Source organism: Streptomyces sp. NBC_01235, from assembly GCF_035989285.1.
Classification (GTDB): Bacteria; Actinomycetota; Actinomycetes; order Streptomycetales; family Streptomycetaceae; genus Streptomyces.
Genome location: NZ_CP108513.1, coordinates 373,862 through 396,315 on the forward strand (window position 1 = coordinate 373,862; position 22,454 = coordinate 396,315).

General features: G+C 71.1%; 20 protein-coding genes and 1 pseudogene. 12 read left to right on the forward strand and 9 right to left on the reverse strand.

Annotated elements, in window-relative coordinates; all coding sequences use genetic code 11:
- The first annotated feature begins 46 nt into the window (after positions 1-46).
- From OG289_RS01585 to OG289_RS01595, 3 genes are all read left to right on the forward strand, one after another.
- Entirely contained in the window at positions 47-1,981 is a 1,935-nt protein-coding gene (locus tag OG289_RS01585; protein ID WP_327312192.1) for a CASTOR/POLLUX-related putative ion channel, read from the forward strand.
- Between the two features lie 139 nt (positions 1,982-2,120).
- Complete coding sequence (locus OG289_RS01590; RefSeq protein ID WP_327312193.1) at positions 2,121-2,585, forward strand: hypothetical protein; 465 nt, start codon at positions 2,121-2,123, stop codon at positions 2,583-2,585.
- 45 nt (positions 2,586-2,630) lie between these two features.
- Positions 2,631-3,194: a precorrin-3B C(17)-methyltransferase gene (locus tag OG289_RS01595; RefSeq protein ID WP_327312194.1), complete on the forward strand. Its 564-nt coding sequence runs from the start codon at positions 2,631-2,633 to the stop codon at positions 3,192-3,194.
- A gap of 14 nt (positions 3,195-3,208) precedes the next feature.
- Here the strand turns inward: OG289_RS01595 and OG289_RS01600 are convergent, their stop codons facing one another.
- From OG289_RS01600 to OG289_RS01630, 7 genes are all read right to left on the reverse strand, one after another.
- Positions 3,209-3,661 carry a flavodoxin family protein gene (locus OG289_RS01600; protein ID WP_327312195.1) on the reverse strand — a complete coding sequence of 151 codons (453 nt, stop codon included), beginning with the start codon at positions 3,659-3,661 and terminating at the stop codon, positions 3,209-3,211.
- An 85-nt stretch (positions 3,662-3,746) separates the two neighbouring features.
- Positions 3,747-5,672 carry a DUF2264 domain-containing protein gene (locus OG289_RS01605; RefSeq protein WP_327312196.1) on the reverse strand — a complete coding sequence of 642 codons (1,926 nt, stop codon included), beginning with the start codon at positions 5,670-5,672 and terminating at the stop codon, positions 3,747-3,749.
- Positions 5,673-5,694: 22 nt separating this feature from the next.
- A complete protein-coding gene (locus OG289_RS01610) occupies positions 5,695-6,750 on the reverse strand; it encodes a LacI family DNA-binding transcriptional regulator (protein WP_327312197.1) in 1,056 nt (351 codons plus the stop codon).
- Positions 6,751-6,804: 54 nt separating this feature from the next.
- Complete coding sequence (locus OG289_RS01615) at positions 6,805-8,454, reverse strand: extracellular solute-binding protein (protein ID WP_327312198.1); 1,650 nt, start codon at positions 8,452-8,454, stop codon at positions 6,805-6,807.
- Between the two features lie 55 nt (positions 8,455-8,509).
- Entirely contained in the window at positions 8,510-9,397 is an 888-nt protein-coding gene (locus tag OG289_RS01620) for a carbohydrate ABC transporter permease (RefSeq protein WP_327312199.1), read from the reverse strand.
- Positions 9,394-10,248 carry an ABC transporter permease gene (locus OG289_RS01625; protein ID WP_327312200.1) on the reverse strand — a complete coding sequence of 285 codons (855 nt, stop codon included), beginning with the start codon at positions 10,246-10,248 and terminating at the stop codon, positions 9,394-9,396. Before OG289_RS01625 ends, OG289_RS01620 begins: the two co-directional genes overlap by 4 nt.
- A gap of 574 nt (positions 10,249-10,822) precedes the next feature.
- Positions 10,823-10,972 carry a hypothetical protein gene (locus OG289_RS01630; RefSeq protein WP_327312201.1) on the reverse strand — a complete coding sequence of 50 codons (150 nt, stop codon included), beginning with the start codon at positions 10,970-10,972 and terminating at the stop codon, positions 10,823-10,825.
- A 146-nt stretch (positions 10,973-11,118) separates the two neighbouring features.
- On the opposite strand from OG289_RS01630, the gene OG289_RS01635 reads away from it, so the two are divergent.
- From OG289_RS01635 to OG289_RS01645, 3 genes are all read left to right on the forward strand, one after another.
- Positions 11,119-11,325, forward strand: coding sequence for a hypothetical protein (locus tag OG289_RS01635; protein ID WP_327312202.1), 207 nt, complete (start codon positions 11,119-11,121; stop codon positions 11,323-11,325).
- Positions 11,326-11,397: 72 nt separating this feature from the next.
- Entirely contained in the window at positions 11,398-12,849 is a 1,452-nt protein-coding gene (locus tag OG289_RS01640; protein ID WP_327312203.1) for an amidase, read from the forward strand.
- 203 nt (positions 12,850-13,052) lie between these two features.
- The gene (locus OG289_RS01645; protein ID WP_442818856.1) at positions 13,053-13,463 is read left to right on the forward strand and encodes a hypothetical protein; all 411 of its coding nucleotides are present in this window, start codon (positions 13,053-13,055) and stop codon (positions 13,461-13,463) included.
- Between the two features lie 14 nt (positions 13,464-13,477).
- On the opposite strand, the gene OG289_RS01650 is transcribed toward OG289_RS01645, so the two are convergent.
- Entirely contained in the window at positions 13,478-14,758 is a 1,281-nt protein-coding gene (locus tag OG289_RS01650) for an MFS transporter (RefSeq protein ID WP_442818857.1), read from the reverse strand.
- A gap of 1,081 nt (positions 14,759-15,839) precedes the next feature.
- On the opposite strand from OG289_RS01650, the gene OG289_RS01655 reads away from it, so the two are divergent.
- The gene (locus OG289_RS01655) at positions 15,840-16,433 is read left to right on the forward strand and encodes a VOC family protein (RefSeq protein ID WP_327312205.1); all 594 of its coding nucleotides are present in this window, start codon (positions 15,840-15,842) and stop codon (positions 16,431-16,433) included.
- Positions 16,434-16,716: 283 nt separating this feature from the next.
- Here the strand turns inward: OG289_RS01655 and OG289_RS01660 are convergent.
- Positions 16,717-16,977: pseudogene (locus tag OG289_RS01660) on the reverse strand (cyclase family protein); the annotation flags it as partial.
- A 367-nt stretch (positions 16,978-17,344) separates the two neighbouring features.
- Between OG289_RS01660 and OG289_RS01665 the strand changes: the two are divergent.
- The 5 genes from OG289_RS01665 (at position 17,345) to OG289_RS01685 (ending at position 22,443) form a co-directional block, all read left to right on the forward strand.
- Entirely contained in the window at positions 17,345-17,659 is a 315-nt protein-coding gene (locus OG289_RS01665) for a hypothetical protein (protein WP_327312206.1), read from the forward strand.
- Positions 17,660-17,803: 144 nt separating this feature from the next.
- Positions 17,804-18,946, forward strand: a complete 1,143-nt coding sequence (locus tag OG289_RS01670) for a LacI family DNA-binding transcriptional regulator (RefSeq protein WP_327312207.1) — start codon at positions 17,804-17,806, stop codon at positions 18,944-18,946.
- A 302-nt stretch (positions 18,947-19,248) separates the two neighbouring features.
- On the forward strand, positions 19,249-20,646 hold the full coding sequence (locus tag OG289_RS01675) for an ABC transporter substrate-binding protein (protein ID WP_327312208.1): 1,398 nt from the start codon (positions 19,249-19,251) through the stop codon (positions 20,644-20,646).
- Position 20,647: 1 nt separating this feature from the next.
- The gene (locus OG289_RS01680; protein WP_327312209.1) at positions 20,648-21,517 is read left to right on the forward strand and encodes a carbohydrate ABC transporter permease; all 870 of its coding nucleotides are present in this window, start codon (positions 20,648-20,650) and stop codon (positions 21,515-21,517) included.
- Positions 21,514-22,443: a carbohydrate ABC transporter permease gene (locus OG289_RS01685; protein WP_327312210.1), complete on the forward strand. Its 930-nt coding sequence runs from the start codon at positions 21,514-21,516 to the stop codon at positions 22,441-22,443. The genes OG289_RS01680 and OG289_RS01685 overlap by 4 nt, the downstream gene beginning before the upstream one ends.
- Positions 22,444-22,454 lie beyond the last annotated feature (11 nt).

Genomic DNA, 22,454 nt, shown 5'->3' on the forward strand with positions numbered 1-22,454 from the left:
GTGTGTGGAGGGACAGCGGCGAAGGCCGGTTTCGCTACGGGACCGGATGCGCTACCGATTCGACAGCACACTGGCCCGCAGCACCGGCAGGCTGGTCGGGTGGATGGCCCTGACCTGCCTCGGCATCGTCGTGCCGGCGAGCGCGCTGTTGGTGTGGACGGACCCCTCCTCGCCCCCTTCGTTTGCGGGCCGGCTGGCAGCGGTGTGGCGGGTCAGCGCGGAGACCCTGCGGCTGGGCGCGGTGACGGGTGCCCCGCTGCGGATGCTGTTGTCGGTGCTGTTGGGCCTGGTGGCGCTGCTGTACGTGTCGACGCTGATCGGTCTGATCACCACCGGCCTCACCGACCGGGTCACCGAGCTGCGCAGAGGGCGCTCCACCGTGGTGGAGACGGGTCACTCGGTCGTGCTCGGCTGGTCGGAGCAGGTGTTCACGGTGGTCGGCGAACTGGTCGCGGCGCGCGTCAACCAGCGGTGGGGCGCGGTCGTGGTGCTCGCCGACCGGGACAAGACGGACATGGAGGAGGCGCTGGCGGCCGTCCTGGGGCCCACCGGCACCACCCGGCTGATCTGCCGCAGCGGCTCCACCGCCGACCCCGAGGCCCTCGGGATGGTCAGTCCGGGGACGGCGCACGCGGTGCTGGTGCTGCCCGACGGGGAGCGCGCCGGGGATGCCGAGGCCGTACGGACGCTGCTGGCCCTGCGCGCGACCCTCGGCGAGAAGGCGGGACCGCCCGTGGTCGCCTGTGTACGGGACGAGCGGTACCGGACCGCGGCCCGGTTGGCCGCGGGTCCGTCGGGCATCGTCCTGGAGTCGGACCGGACGGCGGCCGGGCTGATCGTGCACTCGGCGCTGCACCCCGGCCTGACGCCCGTGCTGCGCGAGCTGCTCGACTTCGATGGCGAGGAGTTCCACGTCACCGCCGGTCCCGGGCTCGCGGGGCGCCGCTTCGGTGACGTGCTGCTCGACTGTGCCACGGCCGCCGTGGTCGGGCTGGTACGCGCCGACGGCACTCCCCTGCTCAATCCGCCGCCGGACACGGTCCTCGCTCCGGCGGACCGCCTCGTCGTCGTGGCGCCGAACGACGACGACGCGCGGTGGGAAGACTGCCGGGATCTCGTGGAGCCGTCGGTGATGGCCGGCCACGAAGCCGGGGCCGAGGGGCCGTCGCGCTTCCTGCTGCTGGGCTGGAACCGTCGGGGGCCGCACCTGGTCGAGACGTTGCGCCGCGGCGCGCGACCGGGATCGGTCCTCCACGTCGTCACCGATCCGGCCGAGCGGGCAGGGCCGCCGGTGCCGCTGCCGGAACCGCGCAGGGATCCGGCGCTCGCCTCTGGGCTCACCGTGACGCTGGGGACCGCCGATCCGACCGGCCCGTCGTCCCTGCGCGGGCTCGACCCGAACTCCTACGACCGGGTGATCGTGCTGGGGCCGGACACCGAGGAGGGCGTGGACCGCCCGGACGACCGCACCCTGGTCGTCCTGCTGATCCTGCGGTCGCTGGCGCAGGAGGCGGGGTGCGCGGTGCCCGTGATCGCGGAACTGGCCGACGAACGCAACCGGGCGCTGGCCCCGCTCGGACCGGGCTCCGAGGCGGTCGTCGGCGCGCAGCTGACCGGTCTGCTCATGGCGCAGGTCGCCCAGAACAGACACCTGGCCACCGTGTTCGAGGAGCTGTTCACCGCCGAAGGCAGCACACTGCGACTGCGCCCCGCACCTCACTACGTACTGCCGGACCGCCCGGCGTCCTTCGCCACGGTCGTGGCGGCGGCGCGGGAGCGGGGCGAGTGCGCGATCGGCTACCGCCGTCACGACCGCGCCGGAACGCCTCCCGACCACGGGGTCCGGCTCAATCCCCCCAAGTCCGACGTCCGGGTCTGGGACCATGCGGACGACGTCGTCGTGATCGTCACGGAGGGCCGGGGCGGGGGCGGCGCCGGTGGGCCCGGAGCGGACCGCGTGGCGCGGGCGGACGTTCCGTAGGCCGCCTGTCGCGGTCGGCGTCACGGGGCCGGGGCGATGGACTGTTCGAGTGGTCCCGTTGCGCTCGTCGTCGTAGCGTCGGTAAAGAACCTCATCGGGGCGCGGCACACCGGCGGGCCCGGTTCGGGCGGGAGCGGAGATGCGACACACGACGCGAACAGTGGTGATGGCCTGTGCGGCGCTGGGCCTCACGGCGGCCGTCGGCTCGGCCTCGGCGGCGCCCGCGTCGCCGCCCACGGCGCGCCAGGCCGCGGTACGCCAGGCCGCGAAGCCCGTCCTGGTCGACTGCTTCTGGCACCCACAGGTACGGCCCGGCGACTTCATCCTGGCGTGCGGCGACGGCAACAGCCGTCTCGTCTCGCTGCACTGGGACAGCTGGGGCTCGAAGTCGGCGCGGGCCACGGGGGTCAACGTCGTCAACGACTGCGACCCGTACTGCGCGGCGGGCACTTTCCACCCGTACGCCGTCGTGGTGAAGCTGGACCGGCCGCAGCCCTGGAAGAAGCACCCGCAGGTGCAGCACTACAGCCGGATCACCCTGACCTACCCCGGGGCCAGGCCTGCGCAGTTCGGGCGTGTGGTGACGTATCCGCTGTGGAACTGAGCTTCTTGCGGCCATCGTGCCGTACCCGCCTGTCATGATCGAGGCATGACACGGATACGGTGCCGGCACGGCGCCCCGGTTCTCCTGGCTCTGCTCGTCCTCACGGCCGGGTGCGCCGATCCTTCGAGCGACCCCCGGGCGGCAGGGGCGTCGACGGCCCCGCCCTCCCCCTCCCCCTCGGGCCCGGCGAAGGGCTTCTGTCCGCCCCCCGAGGACACGCGCGCGTCGCCGTCGCCGTGCATCAGTTACGGCTGGGACCAGCGGGTCGCCGAGAACCACGCCTACCGTCAGCCCCTGTCGATCACCTCCGAGCAACGGCAGGAGGGTCAGCCCCGGGCCACGGCGTTGGCCGCGGCCCTGCACAAGCTCGCGGCCTCGGGCACCACCCTGGACGGACTGCGCACAGCGGCCGCCGGCGCGCTCGGTCTGGAGGCGAAGCAGATCGAGGTGCAGGGCGATTTCCTGGACCCTCTGCACGACGTGCTCGTCGGGGGCGGCAACGGCCGGGTGTGTGTCAACGGCACGATCGACAGCAGCGGCCACGCGACCGCGGAGGTCGTGGGGCGAACGGTCGAGGGGACCTGTCTGCCCGGGCTGGGCGGGCACTGACCTACGGGGTCCGGTCAGTCCATCAGGCCGGCCGCCAGCGTCGCCCCCAGTTCCCAGCAGGCCGCCACGTCCGCCTTGCCCGGTTCCCCGGTGACCGTGACCGGCTCGGCCGCGCGTCGCCATCCCAGGCCCGTGGTGATCGTCTCGATGCCGCGTACCGCGCCCGTGACGTCGTTGCCGCCGTGCACGTAGTACCCGAAGGGCCGGCCGCGGGTGGTGTCCAGGCACGGGTAGTAGACCTGGTCGAAGAAATGCTTGAGCGCGCCCGCCATGTAGCCGAGGTTGGCCGGGGTGCCCAGCAGGTAGGCGTCGGCGGCCAGGACGTCGGAGGCGGTCGCGGCGAGGGCCGCCCGTCGCTCGACGCGGACGCCCTCGATCTCGGGTGCCGTCGCACCCGAGACGACCGCTTCGAAGAGCGCCTGGCAGTTGGGTGAGGGGGTGTGATGGACGATCAGCAAGGTGGCCACGGCACGGAACCCTGCCCGCTCCCCCGGGTCGGCCGCAAGCGGCGACGCGCTCGGCCGGGCGGAACCTGATGCGCTGTGTCGGCGTTCACCCCGGCCCCGGTGCCGGGGCGACGGTCTCGGTGGTGCCGTCCGGGAAGCGGATCTCCAGGGTGCCGTCGGCGAGGGGGACCGCACAGGCTCCTGTCCGTACGTCGGCCGAGACCAGCGGGTCGGCGGTGAGGACCACCAGCGTCGCCAGGAGCAACGTGCCGCCCGGGTGCGGCGTGGTGAGGACCGGGACGGCCGAGTGGTCGCCGTAGGCGTTGTGGCCGCGGGCCCGCGCCACCCCGGCGGTGGCGTCGTCCCAGCCGAACAGGCCGACGAGGGCCGAGGTCAGGCCGTCGGCGCGGCGGGCCCGCGCCCAGGCCCGACCCGTCCGCGCGACGGGCCTGGCGTCGTCGCAGGCCACGGCCCAGCCGCCTTCGCGCACGGGGGTGCCGGCCTGTGCCTCGACGCGGTGCACGCGGACCTCCCACGGTCCGTGCACCACGCTCGCGGTGGTGATGCGCGGGCGCTCCTCGCCGTCCGGGCCGAGCGGGGCGTGCCAGGACGCCGCGCGCCGGCCGCGCGCGTACAGCGGGTGGATGCGGCCTCGGCGGGACGGGCCGGTGGGGGTCAGCAGGGCGATGCGGTTGTCGGGGCCGGGTGGCTCGCCGGCGGGCGGGGTCTGGGGGGCGGTCGCGGAGGAGTAGGCGAAAGCCGTGTAGTGCGAGCTGTCGTCGGACGCGGCGGGCGGCGGCGGGAGCCGGTCGGTGCCGTGGTTGACCAGGCGGACGATCCCGTCGGCGGCCGTGGAGTGCAACAGCCACCCCGGTGCGGGCAGGGTCAGGTGCCGGTCGGCGGTGTCGACGGGGCCCGCCTCCTCGGGTGCCGTCCACACCGGGTGATCGGCGGGCAGGAGCAGACCGAGGAAGGCCTTGCTCGCCCAGTACGGGGAGGCCGGTCCCGAGTACGGCTGGGTGACGGGAAGGTAGGGCCGGTACCAGCCCAGACTCAACAAACCCTGCTCGTCCGGTACTTGGTGGTCGGTGAAGTGCTTCAGGGCGCCCGAGGCGAGACGGCGGGTGCGGCCGGGTGACAGCGGTGTGGCGTCGGCGAGGGCGCCCGCCCAGAGCGGGGCGGCGGCGGCGTAGCGGTAGGTGAGGGAGCGGCCCTGGTGGACGGGGGCGCCGTCGGAGCCGAAGAAGTACTGGTGGACGCCGAGGAACTCGCGCAGGCGGGCGCGGTGGGTGGCGACGCGGGCGGGGTCCGCGCGGGGGCCGGCGACGCGGGCCCACAGGACGGGGTAGAGGTGCAGGGCCCAGGCGTTGTAGTAGTCGAACTTCCGGCCGTCGCCGTCGGTGTACCAGCCGCCGCCCCGGTACCAGGTGTCGAGGCGGTCCAGACCCGCGTCGATCTCGGCGCGGTCGTGCGGACCGCCGACCGAGGCGAGGAACTCCTCGACGATGACCTGGAACAGCCGCCAGTTGGAGTCGTTGACGGTGGCGCCGACGAAGCCGCCGAGCCAGGCGACCGCCATCTCCCTTGTTCTGTCGGTGAGTTGCTCCCAGATCCAGGGGCGGGTCTCGTGCAGGGCGAGGGCGACGGAAGCCGCCTCGACCATGGGCTGGGAGCGGTCGGTGATGGGCGGCCAGTGCTCCGGATGGCAGGGGTCGACTCCGGCGGCGAGCCCGGTGGCGTAGCGCTCGATGAGGTCGGGCCCGACGGCTCCGCCGGAGCCCGCGATGCGGAAGGCAGCCAGCAGGAACGAGCGGGCGTATCCCTCCAGTCCGTCCGACCAGGCGCCGGAGTGGCTGGTGCGGCCGGGCAGGCGGTACTGGGCGAGGCCGCGAGTGGCGTAGGGCCGGAGCGCGGCGAGCAGCCGGTCGGCGGTCGCCTCCCAGTGGGCCCGGGTGTAGCCGGTGCGGGGGGACAGGTCGGGGTCGGGGGGCGGCAGACGGTCGGCGTCGGCCGACAGATGCGGCGCGGTCATACGGGGGCGGTACCTCCGTCGGTCAGTCGCCGCGCCCGGGTGGGGGCGCGGCGACGCTGTCGCGTACGACGATGTGGGTGCCGAGCAGATGGTGGGTGCCGGCGGCGTGTTCGGGGTCGCGCAGGGCGATGCGCACGGCGGCGCGGCCGAGTTCCTCGGCGGGCGTGCGGACGGTGGTGAGGGGCGGGTGGAAGTCCTCGGCGAGCGGAATGTCGTTGTAGCCGACGACGGAGATGTCGTCGGGGACACGCAGTCCGGCCTCGGCTATGGCGCGCAGGACGCCGGCCGCGACCATGTCGTCCCCGGCGAAGACGGCCGTGAACTCCGGGTGTTCATTGAGGAGTTCGGTCATCGCGCGGAGTCCGGCGGCCCGCCCGAGACCGCAGTCGACGACATGGGCGGCGGACGGCGGCAGACCGTGCTCGGCGAGGGCGGCGCGGTAGCCGTGGACGCGGGCGTCCAGGGCGGTGTTGCCGGGCAGTCCGCCCAGGAAGACGATTCTGCGGTGGCCGGCCGAGAGCAGGTGCCCGGTGATCGCGCGGGCCCCGGCCTCGTTGTCGAACTCGACGACCAGCGCGGGGATGTCGGGGTCGGGGGCGGGCCGTCCGCACAGCACCAACCGGGCGCCGGCGGAGTCCAGGGCCTGGGCGTAGTGGGCGACGCGCTCGCGGTAGGCGTCGTCCTCGACGACCCCGCCTACCAGGATCACCAGTCGGGCGCCCTCCTCCCGCATGAGCTGCACGAACTCCAGCTCGCGCTGCGGGTCCCCGCCGGTGGTGCCGACCAGGCAGAGCCGGCCGTTGGCGGCGGCCTCCGCCTCGACGCCCTCGGCGACCTGGGCGTAGAAGGGGCTGGTGACCTGGCGCAGGACGACGGCGACCGTCTTGCGGCCGCCGCCGACCAGGGCACGGGCGTTGGCGTTGGCGACGTAGTCGAGGGCGCGGGCCGCGCGCAGGACCCGGGTGCGGGTGGCGGGCGGTACCGGATAGTTGCCGCTGAGCACGCGCGAGACCGTCGCCACGGACACGCCCGCCCGTTCGGCCACCTCACGGATGGTCACCCGCCCCTGTGCCGTCATGTCGTTCCCCGTTCCTTGCTCGTGTCTGCCTCTGCGTACGGCGCTGCCGCCCGCTCAGGTGTTGTTGTCGTACTCCTCGGCGTACTCCCCGGCCATTCTGTCGCCGCCCCGGGAGCGCCATGTCCTCACTGCCTCGTCGTACTCCGACAGAGGGGCACGGCCTGCGATCACGGCGGTGATCGTGTCGTCCATCAGGGCCTTGAGCGTGGCGCCCTGGGAGGTCTCGGTGCGGGACTTCAGGCCGAAGGAGGCGTTGCGGATCGCGACCGGGACCACCCTTTGCTGCCAGGTGTGCAGGGCTCGTGCGGCATCGGGCAGGCCCGGCAGGAACAGCACCTGCGGGCCGTCGGCCAGGAAGCGGAACGGCAGGTTGGAGACGTTCTCCACCTCGCCGAGCTTGGTCGCCCGCGGGGAGCCGTCCTTGCCGCGGGTGAAGTGGACGCCCTCCACGCCGAAGTGGACGAGTTCCCACTCCTTGGTCCCGAAGGGGGCCGCGAGGTGGTCGAGGAGGCGCAGCAGGAGCTGGACACGTTCCTTCCCCGCCTTCTTCAGGATCGTGTAGCCGAAGGAGCGGCGCGCGGCGACGACGCCGCCGGGCGTGCCGTCGACGCTGTAGGGCAGGGCCGGCGCCGGGGTCAGCAGGCCCTCGGCGTCGAGGTAGCGGCTCTGGTAGGCGTTGAAGCCGTCCTGGAGGGAGGCGACGGTGCCGTTGAGGAAGAGGGTGCCGAGGTCCACCGGGGAGAGCGAGGTGGCGTCGGGGTGGTAGGAGCCGTTCTTGCGCAGTTGGGCCTGGAAGGCGACGGCGGCCTTGTAGCGGTCGTCGGTGTAGTGGGGGTGGAAGGTGCCGTTCTTGTCGACGGCCCAGGCGTTCGGGGCGTTGTGGGCGGCGGCGTGGACGGCGTTGCCGAAGAGGGAGCCGACGGAGGCGCCGAGCGCGTACTGCTTGCCGTGGGTGCCTTTCCTGGCCACGGCGGTGAAGTCGGTGGAGGTCCAGCCGTCCTTCATGCCGGCCTCGGTGAACAGGCCCTGGTTCAGCCAGAGGGTCGAGCCGGGCAGCGGGCGTTCGACGGGGATGCCGTAGAGCCGGCCGCCGATGCGGCCCATGTCACGCCAGGCGTGGGTGGGGATGCCGGCCAGGTTGGGGTAGTCCTTGGCCGCCGCGCCGGAGAGGTGGGGCGTCAGGTCCTCGGCTCTGCGCTGCACGAACTGGGCCTCGCGAGGCAAGGTGACCCCGGAGAAGACGTTGATGACGTCGGGCAGCGAGTCGGGGTCGCCGGCCATGACGGTGGCCATCTTCTTCTGGTAGTCGGCCTGCGGGACCACCGTGAACTCGATCTTCACGCCGAGGGCCTTCTCGACGGCTCGCCAGTACTGGTTCTGCGCGGCCGCCTTGGGCGGGGTGCCGAAGGTGACGGTCAGGACCTTCACGGTGGAGCCGTCGCCGGGTGTGCGGGCGACCGAGGTGACCAGGGAGGAGGGGTAAGACGTGAAACCGGCCTGGACGCCCGCGTCGCTGGGGGCGAGGTCGGGGCGGGGCCCGGCGGGCGCCGCGTAGGCGGGCCAGGGGGCGAGTTCCTTGCCCGCGTTGGAGACGTCTTTGTCGTCCGAACCCGTGGAGCAGGCGGTGAGCAGACCGGGGACGGCGACAGCGGCGCCACCCGCGGCCACGGATCGCAGCAGCGAGCGTCGGGACATGCTGGGCATGGCGAATGACCTTTCCGCGTGCGGCTCTTGGAGTGGGGCGGTTCGAGGTGTCGGATCAGCTCTTGACGGCGCCGGTGAGCACGCCCTTGGTGAAGTACTTCTGCAGGAAGGGGTAGACGAGCAGGATCGGCACGGTGGCGATCACCAGCACCGCCATCTGGATGGTCTGCGGCGCGTTGATCGTGGCCTCCCCGGTGGTGGTGTCGGTGAGGCCGGAGCCGGCCACGACGTAGGTGCGCAGCACCTGTTGCAGCGGCCAGCGGTCGCTCTCGAGGTAGAGCGAGGCGTAGAACCAGGAGTTCCAGTACGCCACCGCGTAGAACAGTCCGACCACGGCGAGCGCCGCCTTGGACAGTGGCAGCACGATGGACCACAGCACGCGCCAGTCCCCTGCGCCGTCGAGGCGGGCCGCCTCGTACAGCTCCTCGGGGATGCCCTGGAAGAAGCCGCGCAGGACGACCAGGTTGAAGACATTGACGAGCACCGGGAGGATCAGCGAGCCGTAGCTGCCCAGCAGGTCCAGCTCCTTGACCAGCAGGAAGCCCGGGATCATGCCCGGCGGGAAGAGGAAGGTGAACAGGATCAGCAGCAGCACCGGCCGGCCGCCGAACACGCCGGGGCGGGAGAGCGCGTAGGCGAGGGTGACCGTGCAGACGAGGCTCAGCGCGGTGCCGACGAGGGTGACCCCGGCGCTGACGGCGAGGGCGTGGGTGACGATGCCGCCGTCGAGGATGTCCCGGTACGCCTGGAGGGTGGGGTGTTCGGGCCACAGCACCCAGCCGCCGTTCGCCACGACTTCGCGCGGGGCGGCGAGCGAGGTCGAGAGGATGACGAGGAAGGGCACGCAGACCAGCAGGACCACCGCGGTGAGGGCGACGGCCTTCGCCGCCTGGGTGACAGGCCGCGGTTTCTCCATCCAGCCGGGCCGGACGTGGGCGCTCACCTGTAGACCCCCTGTTCGCCGAGGCGGTGGGCGACCTTGTTGGCCGCGTACACGAGCAGCGCTCCGACCAGGCCCTTGAACAGGCCCGCGGCGGCGCCGAATCCGTAGTCGCCGCCGACGACGCCCCGGTAGTAGACGAAGGTGTCGATGACCTCCGCGGTCTGCGGGCCGACGGCGTCGCGCTGGAGCAGCATCTGTTCGAAGCCGACGGAGAGGATGTCACCCAGCCGCATGATGAGCAGGAGCACGATCACGGCGCGGATGGCGGGCAGGGTGATGTGCCAGAACCGCCGCCAGGGTCCGGCGCCATCGATCGCGGCGGCTTCGTACTGCTGCTCGTCGACCTGGGAGAGCGCGGCGAGAAAGATGATCGTGCCCCAGCCCGCGTCCTTCCAGATCACCTGGGCCACGACGAGCGGCCGGAACGCGTCGGGGTTGCCGATGATGTCGACGGTGTGCAGTCCGACGTCGCCGAGATAGCCGTTCACCATGCCCGTGTCGCCCAGGACCTGCTGGAACAGGGCGACGACGATCACCCACGAGATGAAGTGCGGCAGATAGGCCACCGACTGCACGAAGCGGCGGACGGTGCTCCAGGTCAGGCTGTGCAGGAGCAGGGCGAGGGCGAGCGGGACGGGGAAGTAGAAGACGAGTTGGAGGACGGCGATCCAGAGCGTGTTGAGGACCGCGTCCCAGAACTCGGCGTCCTCGAACATCCGCCGGAAGTTGCCGAGACCGACCCAGGGGCTGCCCCAGAGTCCGTCGAACGGCACGTACTCCTTGAACGCGATGACGTTCCCGGCGAGCGCTCCGTAGTGGAACACGAGGAAGTAGGCGAGCCCCGGCAGCATGAGCAGGAACAGGGTCCGGTTACAGCGTCTCTGAAAACGTTTTCGATCTCTTGGGCGCCGCATCGGACGGCGGGACGAGCCACTCTCTTCCGTCTTACTGGGGTTCTCTCGCAGCAGCGTCGCCACGGAGTCTCCTCCCCTCGATGGTCGAGTGAGGTGACGTTAAAACGTTTTCAGAGCGTGGGTCAACACTTCTGACACAACTGCGAGTTGGTCCCCGCCGTGGGTCGCACGTGCTCGCCTGGAGGTGTCCGCCGCACCCACAACCCGTCGCCCCGGCCCCTCCCACGGCGGCGGGGTCCGCGCGGCCGCCTGTTCCACGGCGGCCGGCAGCCGCCGGGGCTGGACTCCTCGGCGGCCCGTTGCACGGCTCCGGCCTGCGAGGCCCGGCGGCTCACCGTCGGCCTGCGCGAGCTGGGCGTCGGCCGCGCCACGGCCCGATTGTTCGCGGACGCGTCCGCGAGCGACGGCTCGCTGCGGACTGCCGCCGTACGCGGCGCGCGGTTCGAGGTGGAGGGGGCTCCGTCCGGCGGGTTCCGGCCGGTGATCCGAGCGATCAACGAGCGGTTCCTCATCAAGAAGTCTCCATGGCCCGGACTCGCGCCGGCACGTCCCGGATCATGTCGGCGCTGATGGTGAAGTGGTCCCGGGCGATGCTCTCGGCTCGCTCGGGCTCACCGGCCGCGATGGCCTCGTACAGGGCCTTGTGGTCCTCGCCGCCCACACGGGCGGTGCTAGAACCGCCGCGGCTGTCCGCGGGATCCGGCGACGCGGGGCACGGGGACGCCTGTTGGCTGCCAAGGGACGACCGGGGACGCTGCGGGAGACGGCACGGACGACACCCATCGACTGGGAGACGGAGAGGGCACCGTGACGACGTACGACCTCGCGCCGGTGGACGACGTGGCGGGCCCGCGCGGCGACGTCCTGCTGCGTGCCACGGACGTCACCGAGCAACCGGTACCTGACCTCCTCCGCGGTGTGGGCGGGCATCAGGGCGAGGCGGCCGGGACGTGGGGCGGGGGCGGTTCGCGTGTCAACTCCACCGTGCCAGTCAGTCTCCGTCCAGGCGGATGAGATTTGGGCATCCAACCCGTTGTACGAAGCGGCATTTCATGACCTCTTCGAGTGGCCCATACAGTCGGATTCATGGAGTGGAATTTTCAGACGGCCGAAGAACTCGCGGCTGCCTTACGCGCCGGTGAAGTGACCTCGGCGGAACTGACCGACGAGGCGATCACCCGTATCGAGCGGGACGACAAGGCGATCAACGCGATCTGTGTGCCGGACTTCGACCGTGCACGGGCCGCCGCGCGCGGCGCCGACCAGGCGCGCGCCCGCGGTGAGGACCGGCCGCTGCTCGGCATTCCGGTGACGGTCAAAGAGTCCTACAACGTCGCCGGGCTGCCCACGACCTGGGGCATGCCGCCACACCGGAACTACATGCCGGCCGAGGACGCGGTGCAGGTGTCGCGGCTCAAGGCCGCAGGCGCGGTGGTTCTCGGTAAGACCAATGTGCCTTTGGGGCTGCAGGATGTGCAGAGCTTCAACGACATCTACGGCACCACCAACAACCCGTGGGATCACCGTCGCACGCCGGGTGGATCCTCCGGCGGATCAGCGGCGGCCCTGGCGTCCGGATTCGGCGCGCTGTCCATCGGGTCCGACCTCGCCGGTTCGTTGCGCACCCCCGCACATTTCTGCGGTGTCTACGCACACAAGCCGACACTCGGGCTGGCGGCGAGCCGCGGTATGGTCCCGCCGCTCGCGCCGGCGTTGCCGGCCGAACTTGACCTCGCCGTCGTCGGTCCGATGGCGCGCACTGCCCGCGACCTCACGCTCCTGCTCGATGTCATGGCCGGACCGGACCCCCTGACGCTCGGTGTGGCGCACGATGTGACGCTGCCGCCCGCGCGCCACGAGCGGCTCTGCGACTTCCGGGTCCTGGTCCTCGACGAGCATCCGCTCATTCCGACCGGGTCCGCTGTGCGGGCGGGCGTGAACCGGGTGGCCGACGCGCTTGTCGACGGCGGTGCCCGCGTCGAGCGGCACAGTCCGCTGCTGCCCGGTCTGACCGAAGCCGCGATGCTCTACACGCAGTTGCTGTTTTCGAGCTCCGTTGCACGTTTTCCCGTCGAAGCGTACGAGCAGCTGCAGACCCGCGCCGCCGGACTGAGCGCAGACGACCAGGGTCTCGATGCGGCGCGGCTGCGCGCCATGGTGTTCAGCCACCGCGACTGGATCGAGGCGAACAGCCGTCGCGAGCTCCACCGCCACGGCTGGCGGCAGCTCTTCGCCGAGTTCGACGCCGTGGTGTGTCCCATCACGCCCACTCCCGCGTTCCCGCACGACCACAACCCCGATCCGAGGGAACGCCGGATCGACATCGACGGCGTCGAGTACCCGTACTTCGACCAGCTCGTCTGGGCCGGTGTGGCCACCATGCCCGGTCTGCCCGCCACCGCCATACCAGCGGGCCGGTCCCCCGAGGGTCTGCCGGTGGGAGTGCAGCTCATCGGTCCGATGTTCGAGGACCGCACCCCGCTGCGGCTGGCCGAACTGCTCGAGCAGAAGATCGGCGGCTTCCAGGCACCGAAGTAGGGCGTAGTACCTGGGTGTCCGTCGAGGACGAGGTGCGGATCACGACGAGATCCTCCGAATGCGCACCGCCGCTGCCCGGCACGCGAATGTCACCCGCCTCCAGCAACACGACAGGGGGTCGTCGCCGCAGGTCAGCGGCGTGCGCTTTCATCGGTGGCCTGGCGAACCACGGGAAAGTGCGGTGGAGTCGAGACGGCCCACCGGTGAAGCAGCCCGAGACAGCGCGGAAGGCGCAGGTCACAGAGCCGCGGGCCAGGGCGTTCGCCCGGTTCGGCCCCGATGTGGTGCCGCGGCAGAGCCGGGCGACGGTGCTTCGAGTCCTGGCGGATCTGGAGCGTCAGCATGCGCTGTTCCGGCTCAGTACGAAGCGGAACGGGGACATCGCCGGCCGGCCGCGGCAGCCGTACGGGAAGGTGCGGCCGGCAAGGCCGGGCGAGCACCTGCTGAGGGACACCACGCGGGTGGACATGTTCGCTTTCGATCCGCTCACGTTGAGGTGGGTGCGGGCTGGGCTGACGGTCGCGATGGACTGGTACACCCGCTGCATCACCGGGCTCCGCCTCACCCCGGTCTCGACGAAGATCGGATGCTCTCTTGAAGGCCGACGGCCGTAGGGCGGGGGCGCGTCCTACGAGGCCGGAAGCGCCCGTCCCAGGCGGGCGAGCGGGGACAACGACATCAGCACTGGGGAGAGCATCATGCCTGCGGCCGTCACCAGGAGGCTGGTGCGCAACCCCCACTCCTGCGCGAGAAATCCGCCGAGCAGCGAGCCGAGCGGGGTCAGCCCCATGCCGACAAAAGTGATCGTCGCGGCCGCGCGGCCTTGCATCCCGTCCGGAGTGACGGCCTGCCGGACAGCCATGACCGTGACATTCACCAACTGGCCGCCAGTACCGAACACGAAGTTGATCGCGAGCAGCGCGGGAACGGTCACCGCAGAGGAACCATGCACCGCAGGCACACACAGAAACACGCCGTCGCCCAGTGCCGCCGCCGACACGAGCACCGCGCCGTAACCGAACCGGCGCGGCAGGCGGGCGGCCAGCACCGAGCCCAGGAGCGCGCCCGGCCCCGTCGCCCCGAGCGCCAGCCCGACGGCGGTTCCCGACAGGTGCAGTTCCCGCGGGAGGAAGAGCAGATAGACGGTCATCACGGCCGCCAAGGAGAACTGGAAGGCGGCCGAGGCGAGGCACACGATCCGCAGCGAGGTATCGCTGACAACGAAACGGAGGCCCTCATGGATACGCCGCCAGACCCGAGGGGGACGTTCCGAGCTCTTCGGGAGCGATTCGATCCGACGGATCCGTCGGATCGACAGGAACGACAAGGCGAAAAACAGCGCGCTGGAAGCGGCAGCGATCGGCGCCGACAGCAGTGACACCAACGCACCACCAAGGGCAGGACCGCCGATCTGCGCCGCGGACCGGCTGCCCTCAAGCGCGCTGTTGCCCCGCACCAACTGATCGCGTTTCACCAGCCGTACGAGAGACGCCTGGTATGCCACGTCGAAGAACACGGACAGGGCCCCGACGGCAAAGGCGACCACGAACAGCTCGGGCAGGCCGAGCCAACCGAGGAAGCCGGCCACAGCGGCGGCGCCCAGTGCCAGGGTCCGGCCGACGTCCGTCAGCACCATCACCGTGCGGGCCCGCCACCTGTCCACCCACGCGCCGACGAAGAGCGAGAGCAACAGGATCGGCGCCTGCCCCACCGCGCGCAGGACGCCCAACTGGCCGGCACCGGCGTTGAGCGTCAGGACGGCGAAGAGCGGCAGAACCACCAGACTTGTGTGTTCGCCGAGTTGGGAGGCCGTCTGACCCACCCAGAGTCTGCGGAAGTCGCCGTCCCGCCACAGGCTTGACGGCACAGGCCGACCGGAATCGGATACAGCGGAGGAAGCGGACGGCACGGGGATCCCTTGCATTGCCGACAACGAGGCCCGTCACCCGGCGCACAACAGGCGCACCGACTGTTCGGGCGGGAGAAGGCTCGCTGTGCCGCAACATCAAGGGCAGCACGCGATGACAGGCCGATCAGGGCCTACGACGTCAACGCGCGCTCGGACGACCGATCATGTCTTCGCTCCTCGTGGGTCACTCGCTGCATCTGGACACTAGCCCTCGGCGGGCCGGCGCGAAAGGCGATTGACGCCCGCGGCGGACAGCCAGGTCCGGGCCCCGGCAGGTGGCCGGACGCCCCGAAACGGTGCGGGACCAGCTTCTGCAGATGATCGAGGAGACCGGGGCGACGGAAGTGATGCTCCAGAGCATCAGCCCCGGCCAGAAGGCCCGCCGGTACTCCCACGCGCTCATCGCCGACGCTCCGGGCGTCAAGCCCGAAGCTCAGTCCGCTCCGGCTGACGCGCGTAAGCGACCGCGCGGAGGCGGCCTCTCGATCCCGTCCCGGCCGACTCACCCTTGTGACTGTCCCTGACGGCCAGAGGACCGACGTCAGGTTGGTCGACTGCGGGAGGTCCTCACGATGTTCCGGCAGCACCACGGCGACGTCGTCCACCGTGGTGCAGTCGAAGCCCTGCCGGGCCAACAACTCGAAGCCCGCCCGCTCCCGTTGGGCCCGTGAGGTCTCCTGCGACCGCCCCGTCCTGGCCGTCCCGCCGTCGAGGCCCGGCATCACAGGAGACTTTCATCCCGCAGGCGGAGCGCGGCAGTCCCTCCGCCGCCTGCCGGCCGGGGTCGGCGTTGTGCCGTGAGCCGGCGGGCGGAGGTCGATGCGTCGCCCAGGCTGCCCGAACGTCAGCAGCCGGAGCGCCGAAGACTCCGCCAAGGGCACCGTCCATCGCCTTGCTGATCGTTTCAGAATGAGTGGACTGCGGGTCTCAGGGCGGCCGACGCGCGGCCGGGGACTCCCCGGCCAGGCGGTGACCGGGTCGGGCTGATCCTCGGTCCCGACCTGGGACCGCAGTACTGGCGCCGACATCGACGGCGACAATGAGCAGCGACGGGGTTCGACGGTTTGGGGGGGGGAACGGGATGCTGACCGGGATCGTGATGGACGCGCTGGATGTCGCCCGCATGGACCGCTTCTGGCTGGACGCGACGCAGGGCCGGACGGGTGGCCTGCAACTGCGGTTCGTGCCGACCGCGAAGCCGAAGGCGGCGCACAAGAACCGACTCCACCTCGACCTGGCCGGGGGGCGGGACTGGGAGGCCGAGGTGGCGCGCCTGCTCACCCTCGGTGCGACGCGGGTCGAGATCGGGCAGGGGGACGTCCCGTGGGACGTGCTGGCCGATCCGGAGGGCAACGAGTTCTGCGTGCTGCGTCCCGGTCACCCCGGCGTGCTCGCCGATTCCGGCCTCGTCGCGATCTGCCTCGACGTCGCCGAGGAGGACCGCTACGCGCAGTGGGCCTTCTGGGAGTCCCAGGCCGACTGGCACGCGGTCGAGTCCCACAAGTGGGGCGTCCGCCTGCGCCGGAGGCCCACCAGCACGGTCTCGCTGGTGATGGGTCCGCCTGCGGCGCCGAAGGCGGCTCGGAACAGGCTGCGCCTGGAGGTCACCCAACGCGACTGGGAACAAGGCGAGTTCCTCGACGCCGGCGGTAACGAGTTCCACGTCACGTGCTGACTCCTGGCTGCCCCCCGCCCAGCGCCTGTTTCGACTGCTCCATCAGGCCGGCGCGAACTGGCATCCGGCACGTGATCCCGGAGAAGATCGACAGCCGACTCGATACGACAAGCGCGGACACGCCTGTCCGGGCACGCCAACTGCGGCCGCACCTCTCATCCGGCTCCGCTCCTGATCAGGGGCACGGCCTGTCCGACCTTCGCGGGGACCACCACGGTCGTGTCAGCATCGGCCTCCATCAGCAGGGCGCCGCCCCGCGCCCATACTGCCGAGCGGCCACGGCCCGTCCACGCACCAGCCGGGCCGGGGCGTCGAAATGGGTGCCGGCCTGCTCGCCACTGCGGAAGTTGTTCCAGTACCAGGCCGGCCCTCGGTCGTCGTACCCGCTGATCTCGTCCAGTTCGAACACCGCCGTCCGGCCCAACGCGGGCGGCAGCCGGATCACCGGTGTCGAGGACGACAACGGCGAGGTGAGGTCGACGACTTCGATCGACCCGCCGCGCAATCCGGACACCAGCGCGGCGAGGACGAACGGTTCGGACATGGGGCCACCTGGCAGACCGCGGAACACAACGGAACTCACGGCAGCACGCACAACAGAACTCAAGGCATGGCACCCTGATATGACGGCTATTCAGGCATCGACACACGAGGAGTCCATAGTGCTCGCTCGGAGTTCGGCGATGGTGTGCGCGGCCGGCGTGCTGGCCCTGGCCGGCTGCTCCAACGGAGGCGGCGGGAGTGCGACGGAACCGACGGACACCGGGTACGCCACGGTGACAGTTCCCTCCGCCCCACCGTCGACGTCCCCTCCCGCTGCCCCTCCCTCCCCCTCACCCTCCGGGTCGGTTCCGGTGTCCACGAGCCCATCGCCGGTACCCGTCACCGGCCCGGATCAGAAGCTGGTGACCATGACCGTCAGCGGCGGCCTCGCCGGGGTGAACCGGGAGGTGGTCCTCCGGGGCGACGGCACCGTCCGCACCGCGAACCGGGGCGAGTCCGCGGTGCGCCGCACCACGACGGCCCAGTTCACGAGGCTGCGCACGCTGCTCGGTGATCCGGAGCTCGACGACGTCCCCGCGGTCACGAGGGACACGGGGGCAGCCGACATGTTCCAGTACACGCTCCGGTTCGACGGCCGCACGGTCATGACGGACCGCTCCGCCGACGAGCCCGCGCTCGACCGCCTCATCGACGCCCTGGAGAAGTGGCTGCCCACGAACTGACCTCCGTGTCTGTCACGGATGCGTCCCCAACTCTTGACGGCGGTCCTATGACTGCGTAGACATGACAGCGCAGACATGACTGCGCAGTCATGCGCACGGCGTCTGCCATCATCGGTACCAAGGTCCGGCCACCAGGGAGACACCATGACGCGAGGAACAGGGCGGGGCGGGAGTTCCGCCGCGCCGCGCAGCGTGGACGTGGCCCGCCTGGCCGGCGTCTCCCAGAAGACGGTTTCCCGGGTCTTCAACGACGAGCAGTACGTCTCCGCCGACGTGCGCCGGCGCGTCCTGGAAGCCGCGGAAACACTCGGCTACCGGCGCAACAACGCCGCCCGGGCACTGGCCTCCGGGCGGACCCGCTCCATCGGTGTGGTGACACTGGGCACGGCTCTGTACGGCCCCGCCTCACTGCTCATGGGTGTCGAGCGGGCCGTGCGGGACACGGGATACGCGCTCCGTGTGGTCAACACGATGGAGGGCGACCCGGCGGGCATCGCGGGAGCCGTGGACTCGCTCCTCGACCAGGGCGTGGACGGCATCGTCATCTCCGAACCGATAGACGAGCAGGGAGACGACGGTGAGGTCACCCTCCGCGTCGACGTGCCCGTCCTCGTCCTCGGCGCACCGTCGCCCGTCGCCGCGCCCACCGTGCTGACCGCGGGCGACGGAGCCGACCTGATGGCCCGTGCCGCCACCGAACACCTGCTGGGTCTCGGACATGCGACGGTCCATCACCTTGCCGGTCCCCAGCGCTGGTATGCCGCCCGGGACCGGCTGGAAGGCTGGCGGACGACGCTGACCGCCCATGGCAGGGACGTGCCGCCGGTCGTCGAGGGCGACTGGTCGGCCGCGTCCGGTTACGCGGCGGGACGCGAACTGGCCGCGGACGGCGACGTCACCGCGGTGTTCGCCGCCAACGACGACATGGCGATCGGTCTGATCCGCGCGCTGACGGAGGCCGGCCGGCGGGTGCCGGAGGACGTCAGCGTGGTCGGCTTCGACGACATTCCGGTCGCCGCCTATGTGACTCCTCCGCTGACCACGGTGCCGCAGCCGTTCGACGCCGTGGCGCACGAGGGACTCAAGCGTCTGCTGCACTCCATCGAGAACCCGGACGACGCCCCCTTGCCGGCGAGCGACCCACCGGTCGACCTCGTCGTCCGCGCCTCGACCGCGCCCCCGCCGAACCGGACGACCCCGGCTCGCGGACGGCGCCCCGCCTCCCGCTCCCGCAGAGGTACGCCCACTCCTCCGCTCCCGAACGGAGGCCCCGCCACTCTCCGCTGAACCGCACGACCACCCCGACTCGGCCCAGCCGACAGCCCCAGAACCCGGCACCAAGCACCACGCACCCATGGCCGTGCGCGTGATCCGAAGACGAGCCGCCCCACCCCTCGCGCCCGCGCCTCTCCCGAGCACCCCGTCGCCCGCGCCGTACCGGGCCGCACCGAGCCGCCCCTGAGACGCAGTGGGCCCCGAGCCAGGTCACCGCACCTTCGCTCCCTTCCCCTCCTCCTCCCCTGTTCCACCATGCCCCCGCACGCCCTCGCCAGGCGTGCCGCGATCATCGCCTCCGGCGGGAGTTCACCATGCCCAGAATCACGTCCTCATCCATGTCCGGCCCCTCTCCGATGAGCCGTCGGCTGTTCCTCACCGCGACGGGCGCCCTGTCGCTCGGCGCCGCCCTGACCGCCTGCGGCGGCGGTGACTCGGGCGGTTCCTCCGCCTCCGCCAAGCCGGTCGGCCAGGCCGACGTCGACAAGGCGATGAAGACGCCGACGGAGCTGACGTTCTGGACCTGGGTCCCGAACATCGACAAGGAGGTCGCACTCTTCGAGGCGAAGTACCCGGCCGTCAAGGTCAAGGTCGTCAACGCCGGCCAGGGCACCCCGCAGTACACCAAGCTGCGCACCGCGCTGAAGGCCGGCAGCGGTGCCCCGGACATGGTGCAGATCGAGTACCAGGCCATTCCGACCTTCACGATCACCAACAGCCTGCTGGACCTGCGACCGTACGGCGCCTCCGCGCTCAAGTCCACGTTCGTCGACTGGACCTGGGGCCAGGTCAGCGGCTCGGGCGGTGAGGTCTGGGCGATACCCCAGGACACCGGTCCGATGGGCATGCTGTACCGGCAGGACATCTTCGACGCGCACGGCATCCAAGTACCCAAGACCTGGGACGAGTTCGCGGAAGCGGCCCGCAAGCTGCACCAGGCCGACCCGGACGTCTACCTCACGAACCTCGCGGCCAACCAGGTCGCCGCCTGGCACGGCCTGTTGTGGCAGGCGGGCGCGAAACCGTATGTCACGTCCGGCAAGAGCGACATCACCATCAGCGTCGACGACGCGGTGTCGAAGAAGCTCGGCGCGTACTGGGGCGGGCTCGCGAAGGAAGGGGTCATCGGCGTCGAGCCGGACTTCACCGACTCCTGGTACGCAGCCCTCAACAAGGGCAAGTACGCCACCTGGATCACCGCCGCCTGGGGACCCGTCTTCCTCTCCGGCTCCGCCAAGGCCACCGCCGGCAAATGGCGGGCTGCCCCGCTGCCGCAGTGGGACGCCGCCAAGCCCGGTTCGGGCAACTGGGGCGGCTCCACCACCGCCGTCATCCGATCCACCAAGAACCCGATCGCGGCGGCGATGTTCGCACAGTTCCTCAACAGCGACCCGGCGAGCGCGAAGATGTTCGCCACCGAGCAGTTCTTCTTCCCCGCGACCAAGGCCCTGCTCACGGACGCCGAGTTCGTCTCGGACGCCCCGTCCTTCTACGGCGGCCAGAAGGTCAACCAGGTCTTCGCCGACATCAGCTCCACGGTCAACTCCTCCTTCCAGTGGCCCCCGTTCCTCGACCAGGCGGCGACCGACTGGACCGAGACCGTCGGCAAGTCCCTCGCCGACAAGTCCGACACGGTCGCCGCGCTCGGCACCTGGCAGTCACGGCTCAGCACGTACGCCAAGGGCCAGGGCTTCACCGTCAAGGGGAGTTGAGATGGGCCGTCGTCGGGCGGCAGGACCGCTGTTCGTCGCACCGTTCATGGTGCTGTTCCTCCTGCTCTTCCTCGCCCCGCTCGTCTACGCCGCCTACCTCAGCCTCTTCCAGGAGCGCCTGATCGGCGGGACGGTGTTCGTCGGCCTCGACAACTACGTCCAGGCGCTGAAGGATCCGCTGCTCCTCCACGGTGTCGGCCGCGTCGCGTTGTTCTTCGTGATCCAGGTCCCCTTCATGCTGCTGCTGGCGCTGCTGTTCGCGCTCGCGCTCGACAGCGGGCTGCTGCGGCTCGCCCGCGTGATCCGGCTCGGCATATTCGTCCCGTACGCCGTCCCGAGCGTGGTCGCCGCGCTCATGTGGGGCTACCTGTACGGACCGGACTTCGGCCCGTTCGCCCAGCTCGGCCGGAAACTGGACCTGCCGGTCCCCGACTTCCTCGGCGACGGCTGGATGCTCGCCAGCCTGGCGAACATCGTGACCTGGGAGTTCGTCGGCTACAACATGATCATCCTGTATGCCGCACTGCGCACCGTCCCCCAGGAGCTGTACGAGGCGGCCGCGGTGGACGGCGCCGGTGCCTGGCGCGTCGCCTGGTCGATCAAGCTGCCCGCGCTCCGGCCGGCTCTGCTGCTCACCCTGCTGTTCTCCGTCATCGGCAGCTTCCAGCTGTTCAACGAGCCGAACCTGCTGATGAAGATCGCCCCGGACGTCATCAGCAGCTCCTACACCGCCAACCTCTACGCCTACACGCTCGCCTTCACCGGCCAGCAGGTGAACTACGCGGCCACGGTGTCCTTCCTCCTCGGCCTCGTCATCGTGACCGCCTCCTACGCCGTCCTGCTCACCGCGAACCGCAGGAGGACCCCGTGACGACGAAAGCCCCGGCGACGCCGGTGGCACCGACGGCGGCGACGCCGGGGCACACCGCGCCTTCGAAAAGGCGCCCGGTCCACCGCAGCACCCCTCTGACGATCGCCATGCTGGCCGCCCTGGCCTACTTCCTCCTCCCCCTGCTCTGGCTGCTGATCGCCTCGACCAAGAGCACCCAGGACCTGTTCAACAGCTTCGGCCTGTGGTTCTCGCACGCCCCCCAACTGCTGACGAACGTCCATGACACCCTCACCCAGGACGACGGCGTCTTCGTGCACTGGCTGCTCAACACGGTGATGTACGCCGGGGGCAGCGCGCTCGGGGCCGCACTCCTCGCGGCCGCCGCAGGGTACGGGTTCGCCAAGTTCCGCTTCCGCGGCGACCGGGCCGCCTTCAACCTCGTCCTCGGCGCCGTGATGGTCCCGACCACCGCCCTGGCGATCCCGACCTACCTGCTCTTCGCCGAGGTGGGCCTGGTCAACACCCCCTGGGCCATCATCCTGCCCTCCCTGGTCAACCCGTTCGGTCTGTACCTCATGCGCATCTACGCCCAGGACGCCGTCCCGGACAGCCTCCTGGAGGCCGCCCGCATCGACGGCGCCGGCGAGGTCCGGATCTTCTTCCGGATCGCGCTGCGGCTGCTGAGCCCCGGCCTGGTGACGGTCCTGCTGTTCACGCTGGTGGCGACCTGGAACAACTACTTCCTGCCGCTGATCATGCTCAACGACCCGGACCTGTACCCCGTCACCGTGGGCCTCTCCTCCTGGGCCGCGCAGGCCCAGAACGGCGGGGCCGGCACCAGCAGCGACATGCTCGCGCTGGTCGTGACCGGCTCCCTGCTCTCCATCGTCCCGCTCGTCGTGGCCTTCCTGCTGCTCCAGCGGTACTGGCAGAGCGGCCTGGCCGCCGGCGGCGTCAAGCAGTAACCCTCCTCACC